General features: G+C 58.9%; 15 protein-coding genes and 1 pseudogene. 10 read left to right on the top strand and 6 right to left on the bottom strand.

The features are described from left to right. Positions 1–274: 274 nt before the first annotated feature. From ltaE to QWJ46_RS28325, 9 genes and pseudogenes are all read left to right on the top strand, one after another. Entirely contained in the window at positions 275–1,309 is a 1,035-nt protein-coding gene (gene ltaE / locus QWJ46_RS28365; RefSeq protein WP_302755603.1) for a low-specificity L-threonine aldolase, read from the top strand. A gap of 398 nt (positions 1,310–1,707) precedes the next feature. Continuing rightward, positions 1,708–3,210 (top strand): NAD-dependent succinate-semialdehyde dehydrogenase, encoded by a 1,503-nt coding sequence (locus tag QWJ46_RS28360; RefSeq protein WP_302755601.1) that lies wholly within the window; start codon positions 1,708–1,710, stop codon positions 3,208–3,210. 108 nt (positions 3,211–3,318) lie between these two features. Beyond that, complete coding sequence (locus QWJ46_RS28355; protein ID WP_115066061.1) at positions 3,319–3,672, top strand: cupin domain-containing protein; 354 nt, start codon at positions 3,319–3,321, stop codon at positions 3,670–3,672. Between the two features lie 238 nt (positions 3,673–3,910). Then, entirely contained in the window at positions 3,911–4,747 is an 837-nt protein-coding gene (locus QWJ46_RS28350) for a GNAT family N-acetyltransferase (protein WP_302755629.1), read from the top strand. Positions 4,748–5,130: 383 nt separating this feature from the next. Continuing rightward, on the top strand, positions 5,131–5,379 hold the full coding sequence (locus QWJ46_RS28345; RefSeq protein ID WP_302755599.1) for a hypothetical protein: 249 nt from the start codon (positions 5,131–5,133) through the stop codon (positions 5,377–5,379). 92 nt (positions 5,380–5,471) lie between these two features. Then, positions 5,472–5,903, top strand: a complete 432-nt coding sequence (locus QWJ46_RS28340; protein ID WP_302755598.1) for a transposase — start codon at positions 5,472–5,474, stop codon at positions 5,901–5,903. A 26-nt stretch (positions 5,904–5,929) separates the two neighbouring features. Beyond that, positions 5,930–6,256: an IS66 family insertion sequence element accessory protein TnpB gene (gene tnpB, locus QWJ46_RS28335; protein ID WP_302755597.1), complete on the top strand. Its 327-nt coding sequence runs from the start codon at positions 5,930–5,932 to the stop codon at positions 6,254–6,256. A 72-nt stretch (positions 6,257–6,328) separates the two neighbouring features. After that, positions 6,329–7,858, top strand: a pseudogene (locus tag QWJ46_RS28330) (IS66 family transposase). A gap of 104 nt (positions 7,859–7,962) precedes the next feature. Beyond that, on the top strand, positions 7,963–8,256 hold the full coding sequence (locus QWJ46_RS28325; RefSeq protein WP_302755595.1) for a hypothetical protein: 294 nt from the start codon (positions 7,963–7,965) through the stop codon (positions 8,254–8,256). On the opposite strand, the gene QWJ46_RS28320 is transcribed toward QWJ46_RS28325, so the two are convergent. The 5 genes from QWJ46_RS28320 to QWJ46_RS28300 form a co-directional block, all read right to left on the bottom strand. Continuing rightward, a complete protein-coding gene (locus QWJ46_RS28320) occupies positions 8,246–8,668 on the bottom strand; it encodes an Lrp/AsnC family transcriptional regulator (RefSeq protein ID WP_302755593.1) in 423 nt (140 codons plus the stop codon). The genes QWJ46_RS28325 and QWJ46_RS28320 overlap by 11 nt on opposite strands. Before the next feature lie 91 nt (positions 8,669–8,759). Beyond that, positions 8,760–9,833, bottom strand: a complete 1,074-nt coding sequence (locus QWJ46_RS28315) for a tartrate dehydrogenase (RefSeq protein ID WP_302755592.1) — start codon at positions 9,831–9,833, stop codon at positions 8,760–8,762. A gap of 152 nt (positions 9,834–9,985) precedes the next feature. Continuing rightward, the gene (locus QWJ46_RS28310) at positions 9,986–10,669 is read right to left on the bottom strand and encodes a GntR family transcriptional regulator (protein WP_302755591.1); all 684 of its coding nucleotides are present in this window, start codon (positions 10,667–10,669) and stop codon (positions 9,986–9,988) included. Positions 10,670–10,772: 103 nt separating this feature from the next. Beyond that, on the bottom strand, positions 10,773–12,143 hold the full coding sequence (locus tag QWJ46_RS28305; protein WP_302755590.1) for an aspartate aminotransferase family protein: 1,371 nt from the start codon (positions 12,141–12,143) through the stop codon (positions 10,773–10,775). 8 nt (positions 12,144–12,151) lie between these two features. Next, positions 12,152–13,228 (bottom strand): phosphotransferase, encoded by a 1,077-nt coding sequence (locus QWJ46_RS28300; RefSeq protein WP_302755589.1) that lies wholly within the window; start codon positions 13,226–13,228, stop codon positions 12,152–12,154. 462 nt (positions 13,229–13,690) lie between these two features. Between QWJ46_RS28300 and QWJ46_RS28295 the strand changes: the two genes are divergently transcribed. Further along, positions 13,691–14,380 (top strand): haloacid dehalogenase type II, encoded by a 690-nt coding sequence (locus tag QWJ46_RS28295; RefSeq protein WP_302755587.1) that lies wholly within the window; start codon positions 13,691–13,693, stop codon positions 14,378–14,380. A 188-nt stretch (positions 14,381–14,568) separates the two neighbouring features. On the opposite strand, the gene QWJ46_RS28290 is transcribed toward QWJ46_RS28295, so the two are convergent. Beyond that, the coding region (locus tag QWJ46_RS28290) for an aldehyde dehydrogenase family protein (protein ID WP_302755586.1) at positions 14,569–15,580 on the bottom strand (1,012 nt) is incomplete at its 5' end.

The following is a 15,580-nucleotide window of genomic DNA, read 5'->3' as shown; positions in this document are numbered from 1 at the left end:
AGGCTCCTCGAATCAGAAGAGTGGGACAAGACGGCAGCCGCAAGCTGTGAACCCGAGGCAGCATATGTGACGTCACAGGGCAACCGCCCGCAAACAGGGCGCGAAAGATCGAGCCAAGATCGATGTTGCAGGTGGTGGTCAAATGCAGTTGCAACGCCGCTAGATCGCATGATTGGTGATCCTCTATCACCATAATCCGTCAGTTTATATCGATAGTCCGAGCCTATCCTTTCGCTAGTATGACCGATACAGCCAAACCGATAGGGTCTCGATCATGCAAGCCAATGCTATTCGCCTCGACTTCCGCTCCGATACGGTTACCCGCCCAACTGCGGAAATGCGCGCGGTGATGGCGGCCGCCGAGGTGGGCGACGATGTGTTGGGGGATGATTTCACGGTTAAGGCGCTCGAGGCGCGCGTTGCCGAGCTGTTCGGCAAAGAAGCGGGACTGCTGCTGCCGACTGGTACCATGGCCAATCTGGCTGCGATCATGAGCCATTGCCAGCGCGGAGAGGAATATCTCTGTGGAAATGAAGCCCATACCTATCTTTGGGAAGCTGGAGGCGGCGCCGTGCTCGGCTCGGTCCAGCCGCAGCCCTTGCCAGTCCGGGCTGACGGCACGATCCGCATCGAGGATCTTCACGCGGCGGTCAAGGCGGACGATCCGCATTTTGCGATCACACGACTGGTAACGATCGAGAATACGTTCGTCGGCCGGGTACTGCCGCGACGTCATCTGGACGAGGTCGTCGAGTTTGCACGGGATCGGAAGCTTGCCACTCATCTTGATGGTGCGCGGATATTCAACGCGGCAGTGGCGCTCGGCGTAGATGTCGCTTGTTTGGCTGAGGGTTTTGATAGCGTGTCGGTGTGCCTCTCAAAGGGGCTCGGGACGCCGCTCGGATCAGTGCTGGTCGGGGATGTCAAGTTGATCGGACAGGCACGCCGTTGGCGCAAGATGCTGGGCGGGGGGATGCGGCAGGCAGGAATAGTTGCAGCGGCGGGGCTGTACGCCCTCGACCATCATGTCCAACGTCTGGCCGAGGATCATGCCAACGCCAAGGCTCTGGCCGATGGATTCTCGGAAATAGCAGGACTGACGGTTAAGCCGCCGCAGTCCAACATGGTGTTTGTTGAGCTCGCGCCCGAACTGACGACCCGGGTATCCGATGCGCTGCGTGAGCGCGGCATCGCGGCGAGTTTTTGGCCGGGTGGGCGAATGCGCTGGGTCACCCATCTCGACGTCGATCGAGTCGCCGTTGACGAAGTTGTCGCAGCGGTGCGCGACGTCACTGAAAGTCGGAGATGAAGAGCCCGGCGGAAGCAGGCCTCTTCTGAATCTAAAACGATCCGGGAATTTGCACGGACGGGTCCTGCGCAGCGGGCCTCGTCCGCCCACCGATCTGCGTCCTGGCGTTTGAGGCACCGCATCAAACTGAAGCCGAGAAGCGGCTCATCATGTGGCGTACGAGCGCGTCCAAAAGGCCGGTGACGATCGTTCCCGTCGACCGAGAGAGCTCCTTTCGCAGGCATTCTCGATTTAGCCGGGATACGAGATATCAGGCGTTTCGAGCTGCTTTTGTTGATCCTAACGCCACCACGATTTCAGCAGATCGAAAATAATCCGCGAGACCAATTTGATCTATATTGACACCAATGTCGAAACCAATTCTATATTGATCGCACAACGATCCTGATTGGTAGCGAATGGTGGTGAACGTGAAAGCAACTCCGACACTTGAAACAAGCCGTGTGCCTTCGCAGGCGGCTGTAGCATGCGAAGCTCCCACTCAACTGTTTATCGGCGGCGAATGGATTTCGGCAAAAGGTGGCCGGACCTTCGATGTGATCGATCCTTCGACGGCGGAAGCAATCGCCACAGTTTCTGACGGCGACATCGCGGACGCGATGGCGGCGGTCGACGCGGCGGAAAAGGCGGCTGCGGCCTGGAAATCAACTCCGCCGCGTCGGCGCGCGGATGTCCTGATGAAGTGTTTTTACCTTCTTCTCGAACAAGCCGAGTGGCTGGCGCAACTGATCACCGTGGAAAATGGCAAGGCGCTTCCCGACGCGAGATCGGAAATCGCCTACGCGGCCGAGTTTTTCCGCTGGTATGCCGAGGAGGCTGTGAGGGCTCCCGGAGAATTTGGATCAGCGCCTTCCGGCGCAAACCAGATCATCGTCAGCCATGAACCGATTGGTATCGCCGTATTGGTAACGCCTTGGAATTTTCCGGCAGCGATGGCGACCCGAAAAATTGCCCCGGCATTGGCTGCAGGCTGCACTTGCATCCTGAAGCCGGCAGCCGAGACGCCTCTAACGGCGCTTGCCATTGGAGAACTGATGCGGCAGGCAGGTGTTCCTGCCGGAGTGGTCAACATCGTTCCCACGAAAAAAGCCGGCCCTGTGGTCAGCGCAATGCTGCATGACAAGCGGGTCCGGAAGCTGTCGTTCACCGGCTCGACCGGCGTTGGCAGGATACTACTGCGCGAGGCCGCGGACCAGGTCGTCAGTTGTTCAATGGAATTGGGCGGCAATGCGCCATTCATCGTATTCGATGATGCTGACCTGGAAACGGCGGTCGCCGGCGCAATGGTTGCAAAGATGCGCAACGGCGGTGAGGCTTGTACGGCGGCAAATCGGTTCTACGTTCAAAGGGGAATTTCCGCCGACTTCATTCGGCGCTTCGCCGAGGAGATGGCAGCGCTCAACGTCGGGCCAGGACTGGCACCAGATACGCAGCTTGGCCCACTGATCACCGATGCCGCGGTGGCCAAGGTGGAGCGCCTAGTAGACGACGCGATCGCCAAGGGAGCCCGGCTGGTGACAGGCGGTAGCAGGTTGAGCGGCGAGGGTTTCTATTATTTGCCAACCGTTCTCGCCAATGTCTCTCTGGACGCTGAGATACTTCGCGAAGAAATCTTCGGTCCGGTTGCGCCCATTATTGTGTTTGATACCGAGGACGAGGTCGTCGATCTGGCCAACGACACCGAATACGGGCTTGTATCCTATATCTTCAGCCGAGACCTCAAGCGTGTGCTTGCAGTGGCCGGCAGGCTGGAAAGCGGCATGGTCGGGATTAACCGCGGTGTCGTTTCCGACGCTGCGGCGCCGTTCGGCGGGATGAAGCAGAGTGGCCTCGGGCGCGAAGGCAGTCATCACGGCATGCTCGAATACCTCGAAACGAAGTACATCGCCGTCACCTGGTAGGTCGTTGCGAGCAAGGCCGCTTGCCAGTTAGCAATCATGTGCCGACGTCAGGCAGGCTCCAACACGGAACGATGCCGCGGGTGGCTGCAGCAAGAATAGGAGAGATAAATGTCCCTACTGAAAACCATCGACCCGAATCCATCCTTCGAGCCGAAGCATAGAACTGCCGAGCCGGAGCGCCTGATTGCGGGCAGCCCCGCCTTCAAGACGTGGCTGCAGGACACCGCCAAGGACGGCAAGGTCAATACCGGTGTTTTCGAGGCGACGCCCGGTGAAACGCACTCCATCAAGGGCGAAACATTTGAATTCTGCCATCTTGTGCATGGTGTGATCGAACTGACGGAAAAGGGCAAGGATCCGGTCATTTATCGCGCGGGCGACAGCTTTGTGATGAAGCCGGGCTACGTCGGGGTCTGGAAGACAATCGAGACGGTGCGGAAGATTTTCGTCACCGTCACCTGATCATTCGAGCAAACGATGCCGTTTTTACGTGCATCTTCGCATCTGCAGGCGGGGCGAGGCGGCAGGCAAGCCGTTTCGGCCGGCGAGACTTGAAAGCGATGGGCGGTTTATCCGTGGCTCGTTACTCGGCTTGTATATCCGTGTCCGGTACGGCCGGGAGTCTCGCTTCTCCGCCGCGGCTTCATAGACCCTTCGCTCTTATCACTGGTGAGCAGGAGACCCACGAATGGATGAACTCATGCAAACGGAATCGATCGTTCTTGCGCCTTTCGAGGCTCATCATGTGGGCGGAGCCCTCGCGCTGTCGCGTGCAGCGGGTTGGGCGCACAGGAGGGAAGACTGGGAAATGATACGGTCTCTGAGCGAAGGACGCGTTGCGCTCGCCGGCGACCGGGTTGTGGGTACCGCCCTCATGACTCCCTTCGGCGACACTTGCTCTGCCATTAACATGATTATTGTCGATGAAAGCCAGCGTGGACGGGGGGTGGGAAGAAAATTGACCACCGCCGTGTTGGAACTCGCTGGTGAGCGTGAATGCCGATTGACGGCGACGAATGACGGCTTGCCTCTATATGAAAAACTCGGATTCGTCGCGACGCACCAAATCCTCCGTCATCAAGGCATTGCCGGTCAGGTCGGTGCTCCTGACAATGTTGAGTGGATCGGGCCTGACGCGCTGCCGGCAATCAAAGCGCTCGATCGTAAGGCATTCGGGGCCGACCGTGACGCGATATACAACGCCCTGGCGAATGAGGGGAGTTTCGCCGCCATCCGGAAAGGGGATCGTATCGTCGCATTTGCGGCAACGCGGTTGTTCGGAAAGGGTGAGGTCGTCGGGCCCGTCGTTGCGGAAAACCCGGAACAGGCGAGGGACTTGCTTGCCTTCATCCTCTCGGGCAAGGAAGGTCGCATTGTAAGAGTCGATATCCCTGAACAGACCGGCCTTTCGTCACCGCTCGCGGACTGGGGGCTGCCTAAGGAGGGTAGCGTCGTTGCGATGGTTCGCGGCGCGGCGGGTCGATCTGAAATACTAGCGGTTCAAACTTTTTGCTTGGCCAGCCAAGCTATTGGCTGAGTTGACCGGAGGAAGTCAGGAGCCTTCATTGCCGAACACGTTCCGTCGTACCGATCAGACGCCTTATAAAGCAGCATCGATTTTCCGGAATGACCTCTCGGGCTTCACAGAAGCGCCGAACAGCGTGTATCGCAAATTGCCAAAGTGGCGAGTGGGGAGAAGAAGTGGCCGGTTCGCCCGGACCCGCAGCAGATTGTTCTGCAGGGAGTCACTGCTTAGCGACCTTTCCGGGGATCGCGGTACAGACTCTGTCACGGTCGGCACAAGATGCGGCACAGGCGGCAAAGCTTAGCGCGAACGAATGGCGCATGTCCGTACGTCGGGAGGAACTGCTGTGCTGTGGAAGTTACCTTGATCCTTGAAGACACAGGCCGGACCGCATCATGACGAACCAAGCGATCATTCTCGAGAAGATGACACCAAAGCAGCTGGACAGTGCATTGGAGCTGTCCCGACAAGTCCAATGGCCGCATCGGCGGGAGGCTATTCTCACCGTCTTCTTTTTCGCTCTCATCAACCTACCGGCTCCTGATGCCGGCTGCTCATCAATGCCGAATGACGCCACACCAACCGTATCGACCTGGGCTAAGAGGTTACCCGGAACAGGCTTGCCAGCGGCAATTGCGCTTTGATCAGGGGCGATTTCAGCGTAAGCGCTGTTTTGTCCCCACCTTCCAGATTGGCAGTTGATCGTTGATGTTGTGCCCGAACAGGGCTTCGACATATGACGATTACAGGGTTTACGCATAGCACTAAGGCCGACGAGGCGGTGCAGCGGTTTGAGGTTTTCACTGGCGCGGGTCGCCGTCGTGATTGGAGCGACGAGGAGAAGCATCAGATAGTCGCTGAGAGCTATAGCGGCGAGGTGTCGGTGAGTGCTGTTGCTCGACGGCATGGTTTGTCGCCTGGTCAGTTGTTCACCTGGCGGCGACAGTCGCGAAAGCAGCCGGAGCAAGCCTCACCACCAATGTTTGTGCCAGCGCTGATCGATATCCCAGCAGAAAAGCCTTTGACGCGGCGCAAAACGACGGCAAGGAGCACTCCGCATCCTGTTGCCATTGAGCTGGAGATTGATGGAGCGATACTGAGGATCGCATCTGGCACGGATGCCATGACAATTGCAGCCGTCCTCCAGGCCCTAAAGGCCTCATCGTGATTGGCCCGTCCGGCGCGGTTAAAGTCATGATCGCCACCAAGCCTGTCGACTTCCGCAAAGGTGCGGAAGGGTTGGCCGCGTTGGTGAAATCCGCGATGGGTGCCGACCCGTTCTCGGGCACGATCTACGTATTCCGAGCCAAGCGAACCGACCGGATCAAGTTGATCTTCTGGGACGGCAGCGGCGTGTGCCTGGTCGCCAAGCGGCTTGAGGATGGCGAGTTCCATTGGCCTCGAATGCAGGACGGCGCGATGCATCTGACCGCAGCCCAGTTCTCGGCTCTGTTCGAGGGATTGGATTGGAAGCGAGTGCATGCGCCGAGCGAAACGCGAACCCCGATAAAGGCTGGTTAGCGGCCGCGACCAATTGAATCAGGCACCATCCATCCTCTCGTTCCGAGCGACAAAATATGCTGTTCTTGCCGAATGACGATGACGGCAGACGAACTTCCGGATGACCTGAACGCGCTGAAAGCCATGGTGCTTTCGCGTGAGGCGGAGAATGCCCGGCTGCGTCAGATCATCAAGGAATTGCAGCGCCACCGTTTTGGTCGACGGGCAGAGACGCTTCCCGAGGATCAGCTTCTGCTTGGGCTTGAAGAAGCCGAGCAGGTCGAAGCCGACGGACTGGAAGAGAAGGAACAGGCTGCCACGGCTCTTCGCCAGTCGCAAGTTGCCAAGCGGCGCACGAACCGGGGCTCGCTACCAGCGCACCTGCCGCGCATCGAGGTCGTGGTCGATATCGATGATCATGCCTGTCCTTGCTGCCGTAATAACCTGCATCGGATTGGTGAAGATGTCAGCGAAAAGCTGGACATTGTGCCCGCCCAATTCCGCGTGCTGGTGGTGTGCCGCCCAAAATATTCTTGCCGGGCCTGCGAGGAGGTCGTTGTCCAGGCTCCGGCCCCGGCAAGGCTGATCGAGGGCGGCATTCCGACAGAGGCAACTGTCGCCCAGGTTCTGGTCTCTAAATATGCCGACCACCTGCCCCTGTATCGCCAGGCGCAAATCTACAAGCGCCAGGGCATCGATCTTGATCGTTCGACGCTCGCCGATTGGGTCGGCCGTGCCGCTTGGCATCTACGCCCGGTCCATCAGCGGTTGCTTGATCATTTGAAGTAGTCGCCCAAGTTGTTCGCCGACGAGACGACAGCCCCGGTGCTCGATCCGGGACGTGGCAAAACCAAGACCGGACAGCTCTGGGCTTACGCACGGGACGACAGGCCATGGCAGGGCGATGACCCGCCTGGCGTTGCCTATGTCTATGCGCCGGACCGCAAAGGCGAGCGGCCGATGGCCCATCTCGACGGCTTCGTCGGCATTCTGCAGGTGGACGGTTACAGCGGATATCGCCCGCTGGCGGCAAAGAACACCGTGTCGCTCGCGTTCTGCTGGTCCCACGTTCGACGCCGCTTCTATGAGTTGGCTGCGGCCGGTCCCGCACCCATTGCCAGCGAGGCACTGCGACGCATCGCCGAACTTTACAAGATCGAAGACGAGATACGTGGTCGCACACACGAGGAGCGTAGAGCCGCGCGCATGGAGACGAGCCGACCGATCACCGACACGCTGGCTCCCTGGCTGCGTGAGCAACTCGGCTACATCAGCCAAAAGACAAAGCTCGCCGAAGCAATCCGCTATGCCCTGTCACGCTGGGAAGGCTTGACCCTCTTTATCGATGACGGCCGCATCGAGATCGACTCCAACACCGTCCAACGATCCATAAGGCCAATTGCTCTCAATCGAAAAAATGCCCTCTTCGCGGGCTCCGACGCCGGGGCCGAGCACTGGGCGCCCATCGCATCGCTCATCGAAACTGCCAAACTCAACGATGTCGAACCGCTCGGCTATCTCATCGATGTACTCACCAAGATCGTCAACGGCCACCCGAACAGTCAGATCGACACTCTTCTACCATGGGCCTATCCCTCCGAGCACAACCTGAGCCGTAAATGAAAGCACTGCGATAAACCGCTAAGCTTTCGTTCCGCTGTACACGATGATACCAATGAGAAACGAGCTAGGTCTGACTATGTTGCTGCTGGAGTTCTAAGGGTTAGATGGCGGGACTGTTTAAATCATTGAAGAGAGTGCTGACTGGAAAGATAATCCGACAATCAGACGTTCAAATTATGAACGGCAGTTGCATTATGTCCTTGCGTATTAAACGCGATGGCGGAAGCGGCGGCGTCTATGTGGTGTTAGCCTCTAAAGCATCGGGCAACTATCAATATTACCCTTTCGATGCAGAAGAGTTCGACAGTTTCGTTGATGCTGCTATCGAGATCAAGAAAGCGTTACGGGCCGATGAATCGGCTGGTATCGGTCAGACCCAAGCCAGCGTCAAACCGTGACCCGGGAACACCGCTTACATTTCAGCACGACGAAGCTGAAATACTTGTCAATGCCGATCTCCGAATGGAGGAGCCGCTCCATGATCGTCTGGTATTCTTCGATTCCGGCGGTGACAAATTTTACGAGATAGTCGTAACCCCCCGAAACTAGATGACACTCGATGACCTGATCAACCTTCTCGATCGCAGTAAGAAATCTCGCGAAGTCGAGTTGACGGTGGTTCTTTAGCGTGATTTCGGTGAACACCGTCAGCGTCTGGCCCAGTTTTGCAATGTTGATCTGCGCAGAATAGCCCTCGATATAGCCCTCCGCCTGCAGCTTTCTCACTCGCAGCAAACAGGGGCTTGGCGAGAGATTGACCATTTCAGAAAGCTCGACATTTGAAATTCGGCCTGACGTCGATCCGATCAAGTTTCACTGGCTAGCTCCTACTGATGAGGAAGACGCGGATGTCGGTGAGTTGGGCAGATGACCACGAAATCTCAGATGGCATGACGTGTGCCTAAACGTTAGAAAAGTGGATCGCGTCGCAGACGGCCTCGGTAACCTCCTGGGTAGTAGCTGAGCCGCCCACGTCGGGGGTTAGGATTCCGGCGCCGGTCACCCGCTCGACAGCGCGCATGAGGCGGGCCGAGCCTTCCCGCTCGCCGAGATGGTCAAGCATCTGGGCAGCAGTCCAGAATGCGGCAACCGGGTTAGCGATGCCCTTGCCGGCAATGTCGAAGGCGGAGCCGTGGATCGGCTCGAACATCGAGGGAAAGCGACGCTCCGGATCGATGTTCGCCGTCGGTGCAACCCCCAGACTACCCGCAAGCGCACCAGCGAGATCGGAAAGAATGTCGGCGTGCAGGTTCGTTGCCACTATGGTGTCGAGGCTCTGCGGCTTGAGCGTCATCCGGACCGTCATGGCATCGACCAGCATCTTGTCCCACGTAACCTCGGGGAATTCCTCCGCCACCTCACAAGCGATCTCGTCCCACATGACCATGCCATGCCGCTGGGCATTGGACTTCGTAACAACCGTAAGCAACTTGCGCGGTCGGGACTGGGCCAGCCTGAAAGCGTATCGCATGATGCGCGTGACGCCGACGCGGGTGAAGATGGCGACCTCGGTGCCGACCTCTTCGGGCAGGCCGCGGTGAGCGCGGCCGCCATGGCCCGAATATTCACCTTCGGAGTTCTCCCGCACAATCACCCAGTCGAGATCGCCGATCCCGCACTTGCGCAGCGGCGAAGTTATGCCAGGCAGGATCTTGGTTGGCCGGACATTGGCGTACTGGTCGAAGCCCTGGCAGATCGGCAATCTGAGCCCCCACAGCGTGACATGGTCGGGAACATCCGGTGCGCCGACCGCGCCGAAATAGATAGCGTCGAATTTCTTGAGCTGCTCCAGCCCGTCCGAGGGCATCATCACGCCATGCTTCTTGTAGTAGTCAGATCCCCAGTTGAAATTTTCGAAGGTGAATTTTACGTCGCCGAGCCGCGTCTGCAGGTTTGAAAGAACAGTCTGGCCAGCAGCGATCACCTCAGGTCCGATGCCGTCGGCGGGTATGGTTGCGATGGAGTATTCACGCATAAAACTTCTCCGCAGCGTTATTGGCTCAAGTTGACTGCTGTCGGTGACGGTTATCGGACATGCGATTGGCGTCGAACCCGCGGCGCCGGCATCCTCAGCGCCGCCTGAGAGGTGGTCTTTCTCCGAAACGTCACATTCCTAGCGAGCGTTGGTCAGCGTTGATCGAGCAATTTGATCTGGAGATCTTCCCAGTGCTCCTGGAATGCATCCCGCGCAGTATCATAGTGACGGCTCCTCAAGCTGTTGATGAGCCGCTCGTGTTCTTCCGCCATTTCTTCAGCGGTGGAGTAGAAATCCTGCCGCTGTGCGAGAAGAAGCTCGATCTCGCCCTCAAGGTCCGAATAGGTCCGCTTGAGCCGAGGGCTACCGCTCGAGGCGATGATCGCGCGGTGGAAGTCGCGGTCCGCAGCAACCAGCAGGGATCTGTCGGAAGACAGCGTCGACCTGTGCATGACATCGACCGCCTCCAGCGCCTGAGAGGGGATAATACCGGTCAGCACGATCAGACGTATGGCCTCGCCTTCAATTGCGCCGCGCACCCGCGTGATATCGACAATATCGTCTGGCCCGAATTCGGGCACCACAAAGCCCCGGTTCGGTATCTGACGCAACAGACCTTGCGTGACGAGCACCTGGGCTGCTGTACGGAATGTGTGCCGCGAGGTCGAATGCTCTTCGCACATCTTCACGTCGCGTAGGAACTCGCCCGGTCGGAAGTCCCCCGACAAGATTCGCCTTCGCAAGGCGTGAGTCAGGATCTCCACTGCGCTGGCGGGCAAAGGCTCGACGTTCATCTCTGGATCTTCGGCTCGGTTCTTGGCGGGCAGCGACGGCATGGCTTTGGCTTTGCTCGTTGTTTATGTCGTATACCTACGCCACATGCGGCAGCGCAGGGCAAGGGAGATGATATCGTACCTCCGCGCCGCATGCTGGCGGTTCCTAGATCTGCACGGACCGAAGCGCCTCGTCGACGCCTTCGAGCAAACGCGCCGCGTTGGCCGATGTGAAGATGAGCGGGGGCCTGATCTTCAGGATATGTGCGTCCGCTCCCGTCGCGGAAATGAGGATGCGCCTGTCGCGCAGGGCATTGACCGCCGCAAGCGCTCGGTCCATGTCGGGTGTTTTTCGGTCTCGGTTCGTAACGAGTTCGACGGCGAAATAGAGGCCGGCCCCACGAACATCGCCGACAAATTCGTATTTTTTCTGCAGGCTACGGAGGCCGTCGAGGATTTCGCCGCCGACCTTGACGGCATTGTCCAACAGGCCTTCCTCGAGAATGGTGTCGAGCACGGCTCTTGCTGCGGCGATAGCGACGGAGTTGCCGCCAAACGTATTGAAGTAGCGCATGCTGGACCCGAATTCGGCAACGAGTTCGGGCCGCAGCACCACGCCGGCAACGGGATAGCCGTTGCCCATCGGTTTGCCCATCGTGACGATATCCGGATCGACCTTATGACGGCTGTGGCCCCAAAGATGGGTGCCGGTCCGCCCGAATCCGGACTGCACCTCGTCGGCAATGAACAGGCCGCCAGCCTTGCGCACAACTTCCGCCACCGGCGCTAATACGTCCGTCGGATCGACGTAGAGACCATCGGAGGAGAAGACGGAATCGGCGATGAAGGCCGCTATGCCGCCGCCATGCCGCTCCATGTCGGTGATCTGCCGCGCAACATCCTCCGCCATCCGCCGGCCGATTTCCTCGACGGGCAGACGATAGGAATCCGGCGCGGCGACCGTGCGAAGATAGGGATCCAAAGCCGACTTCCTGCCGAGCGACGGCGAGATTGCCGCCACCGCGCCGCTGTTGCCATGATAGGCTTCCGCCGTGACGATGACGCCGGTTTTGCGTGTGTGGTAACGCGCAATCCGCAAGGCGAGATCGTTGGCTTCCGAGCCCGTGCATGTGAACATCGCGCATCCGGTCCGGCCGAGTTCGCCACCGAACGTATTGATCAGGGCTTCGGCATAGTCCAGCAGCGGCTCCTGCATGTAACGCGTGTGGGTACAGAGTACTTCGAGCTGCTTCTGGATCGCCTCGACGACACGCGGATGAGAGTGACCCAGCGACACCACGTTGTTGTAGGCATCAAGATATTCGTTGCCTTGCTTGTCATAGAGGAAGACGCCCTTCGCACGGGAGATATCAACCGGCGACTTGTAGAAGAGCCGATAAGCAGGCCCGAGCAGCCTTTGCCGCCTGGCGACATGCGCCAGATCTTCACTTGTGAGATGAGACGTGTCCTGAGGGTTGAAGCCATTTGGCATGTCGCCGCGGAAGCCCTTGGGCAGGGTAGTCGCTTGTTTGGACATTGTTGTTCCTATCGTGCCAGAAGATCGCAAATCTGTGCGGTCGAAATTGAGTGAAACCACTCGAGGTGGGCCCAGCCGGCTTCTGTATTGCGCAGGATATAGCGGCCATTCTCGGGGAAGATCTCTGCGCGCCAGCATGTCAGCAGCGCACGAACGGCAAGCCGGCCCATCGACAGGAAGGGAATGAGCCGGAGCTCCTCATCCGTCAGTTCGGCATGGCGGAGATAACCGCGCAGAACGTCGCGCGCTTCGTCGAACAGGTCTCGCCGGTTCCCATGGTCGAACGTTTTTGGCATCTGGTTCATCAACGCCGTGGAGACATCGACGGCGATGGCGGTACGAACCGCATCGCCGAAGTCGATGACGCCGGTCAGGAACTGCGGACTAGTGTGATCGACGACCAGGTTCGACGTATTGAAGTCGTTGTGGAGCACTTGCCGCCGGCACAGTTCGAGCTTCGGCTTGATTTCGGCAAACCGCTCGAGTGCACGGACGGTCCAGGCCCGCTTGCCGCCCTCAGGGATGAAACTCAGCAGATCGGTCAGGTCGAGCAGATGGGTGACGTCCCATGCCACCGTCCGGCCGTCCGCGGGGTGCGAGAAATCGGCCATGGAATGACGCAGTTTTGCCAGGATTTCGCCGATCCGTTCACGCTGTGGAGCTGTGCAAGATGTCCGGTCGAGCGGGGTGCCGGCAAGGAAGGTAATAAGACGCACGACTCGCCGCTCGCCGCCACTCGTAGTGACAATCGGCAACTCCGCCCCGTCGACATCGCGAAATGTGCGGGGGATTGGTAGATCAGGGGCTCGCTGCTCCAGATGACGCATCAGCGACACCTGGAAATCGAGTTCCTCGATCCGCTCCGAAGGATGAGCGATCTTCAATACAAACTTCCCCTGGGCGGCGCAGTCGAGGAGGAAGGTGTCGTCCTTTTCTGTTTCAAAGCGCGCTGCCGAGCCACGCTTGCCATATAGCCGCTCGGCGATTCGTTCGGCTTCCGCAGCGCCGACGGTATGGCACGCCTCGGAAAGCTCAGGGACGCGGGCTGGCCCGTACTGATGCTTGTGACCCATCTTCAAACTCATTCATATCATGCGGTTCGATGACCTCAGTATCTCATACTTCAATTTTTGTACAACAATTTATCTCGGTGCTTGATCTGATCAAACTCAGTGTTTTTGATGATTGCAGGCTAAGCAAGGTAAAAAAGATAGTAAATACAACGATGTATTGGTTAGCGGTGTCTGTTTTGGGAGCGGTTAACGCAGGTTGACTGCGCGCTGCTGTTTGGAAGGCCAAAAAGATTGTTGGACAATCAGTTGCTATCGCCTCCAACTTATGCCAGTGTGCTCCCACTGGTCGGAATGCAGCGAACACGTCGGAGTGATCCGCTTTGAAGGCAGGGAAATGACCAGATTCTCAAAGATACCTGCCGCGTCCGCTGGGGTCTGTTGGGACCGCGACCTCTTTAGACAGGCGGCATGCCCGCCAAAAAAATGACCTTGGATAGGCACACCGTGCCATGAAAATTGGAAGGAATACACGCGATGACTCAATTTCGACCGAAGTACGTGACCTTCGACTGCTACGGCACGCTCACCAATTTCGACATGGCCGGCGCAGCACGGCGCGTCTACGGCGAGCGCCTCACCCCTGAAACGATGGCAGCCTTCGTCGAGGCTTTCAGGGGTTATCGCCTTGACGAGGTGCTGGGCCCATGGAAACCGTTCGTCGAAGTGGTGCACAATTCAATCGAACGCAGCTGCAAGCGTATCGGTATCTCGTTCAAGCCCGAAGACGCGCAACGCATCTATGACGAGGTGCCAACCTGGGGACCGCACCCGGACGTCCCGGCTGGCCTGTCCAAAGTGGCCAAGGAAATTCCGCTGGTCATCCTGTCGAACTCCATGAACAGCCTGATCATGTCGAACGTGGAAAAGTTGGGCGCACCCGTCCATATGGTAATCACGGCAGAAGAAGTCGGGGCATACAAACCTCTGATGAAGGGCTTCGAATACATGCTCGACAAGCTCGGCTGCGGACCGGAAGACATTACTCATGTGTCCTCATCCTTTCGCTACGACCTGATGACCGCCTATGACCTGGGCATCAAGAGCAAGGTCTGGGTCAACCGCGGCCATGAGCCGGCCAATCCCTTCTACGAATATACCGAGATCAAGGATATCGGCGGCTTAGCCGCCGCCGTTGGCCTGGAGCCAGCCCTCAAGCGCGCCTGAAAACCCAGGCGTCAGGTGCTGTTGTACGATGAGACGGGGCGGCTCGTTCGCCCCTTCTCTTTACGTTCGAAGGGCGAGCAAGCATGGCCTAGCGGACTGGACGGGGTCGAGCTTTACGGATCTTCCGTGTGACTGTATCGCAGCCTCTTGCGCAGGCATCCGAAAAGGCCACACCGCACTTTGACCGTTCACTCGTTTAAGAAGCCGGCTATGCCCTTGATCTCGGTAAACTCGTGCAGTCCGAACTTCCCGTATTCCCGACCGTTGCCGGATTGCTTGTAGCCGCCGAAAGGGGCGGCACTGTCCCAGGCGGCGCTGTTGAGGCGGACGCTACCGGCGCGCAGCCTGCCTGCCAGCGCTCGCGCTTCCTTAGGATCGCCCTGAATGTACGCAGCCAAGCCGTAGGGCGTATCGTTGGCGATCGCCACGGCTTCTTCTTCGCTGTCATAGCCGATGATCGACAGCACCGGGCCGAAGATTTCCTCCCGCGCAATCGTCATCTGATTGGTGACGCGGGCAAACACGGTTGGGCGCACATAATAGCCGGAATTGAGGTGCGAAGGGCGGCCAGGGCCGCCGGCGACGAGCTCGGCTCCTTCCGCGATGCCGCGTTCGATCAACGCCTGGATCTTGTCGAACTGGGCGGCGCTTGCGACCGGTCCGAGGTCGGTGCGCGGATCCGAGGGGGAGCCGACGACAAGCGCAACCGCCTCCCGCGCGGCGATCGAGCTTGCTTCGTCCATTCGCTCCGCAGGCACCAGCATTCGTGTTGGCGAAGTACAGGTCTGGCCGGAATTGCCGAAGCACCGGCGGACGCCGGCGGCGACCGCGGCTGAGAAGTCCGCGCTGCGCAGGATGATGTTCGGCGACTTGCCGCCGAGCTCCTGATGCACCCGCTTGACGGTCGGTGCCGCCGCCTGCGCGACGGCAATGCCGGCGCGCGTCGACCCGGTGAAGGACACCATGTCCACATCCGAGTGGCTGGCCAGCGCAGCACCAACCGTAGGGCCGTCGCCCTGAACGAGGTTGAACACCCCCTGCGGCACCCCGGCTTCATCCATGATCTCGGCGAAGATCACGGCGTTGAAGGGAGCGATCTCCGATGGCTTCAATACCATGGTGCATCCCGTGGCGAGCGCCGGAGCGACCTTGCAGGCGATCTGGTTGATCGACCAGTTCCACGGCGTGATCATCGCGACG

The sequence above is a fragment of the Rhizobium sp. CBN3 genome (assembly GCF_030518245.1).
Classification (GTDB): domain Bacteria; phylum Pseudomonadota; class Alphaproteobacteria; order Rhizobiales; family Rhizobiaceae; genus Rhizobium; species Rhizobium aethiopicum_A.
This window is presented reverse-complemented; position numbering and strand designations above follow the sequence as displayed.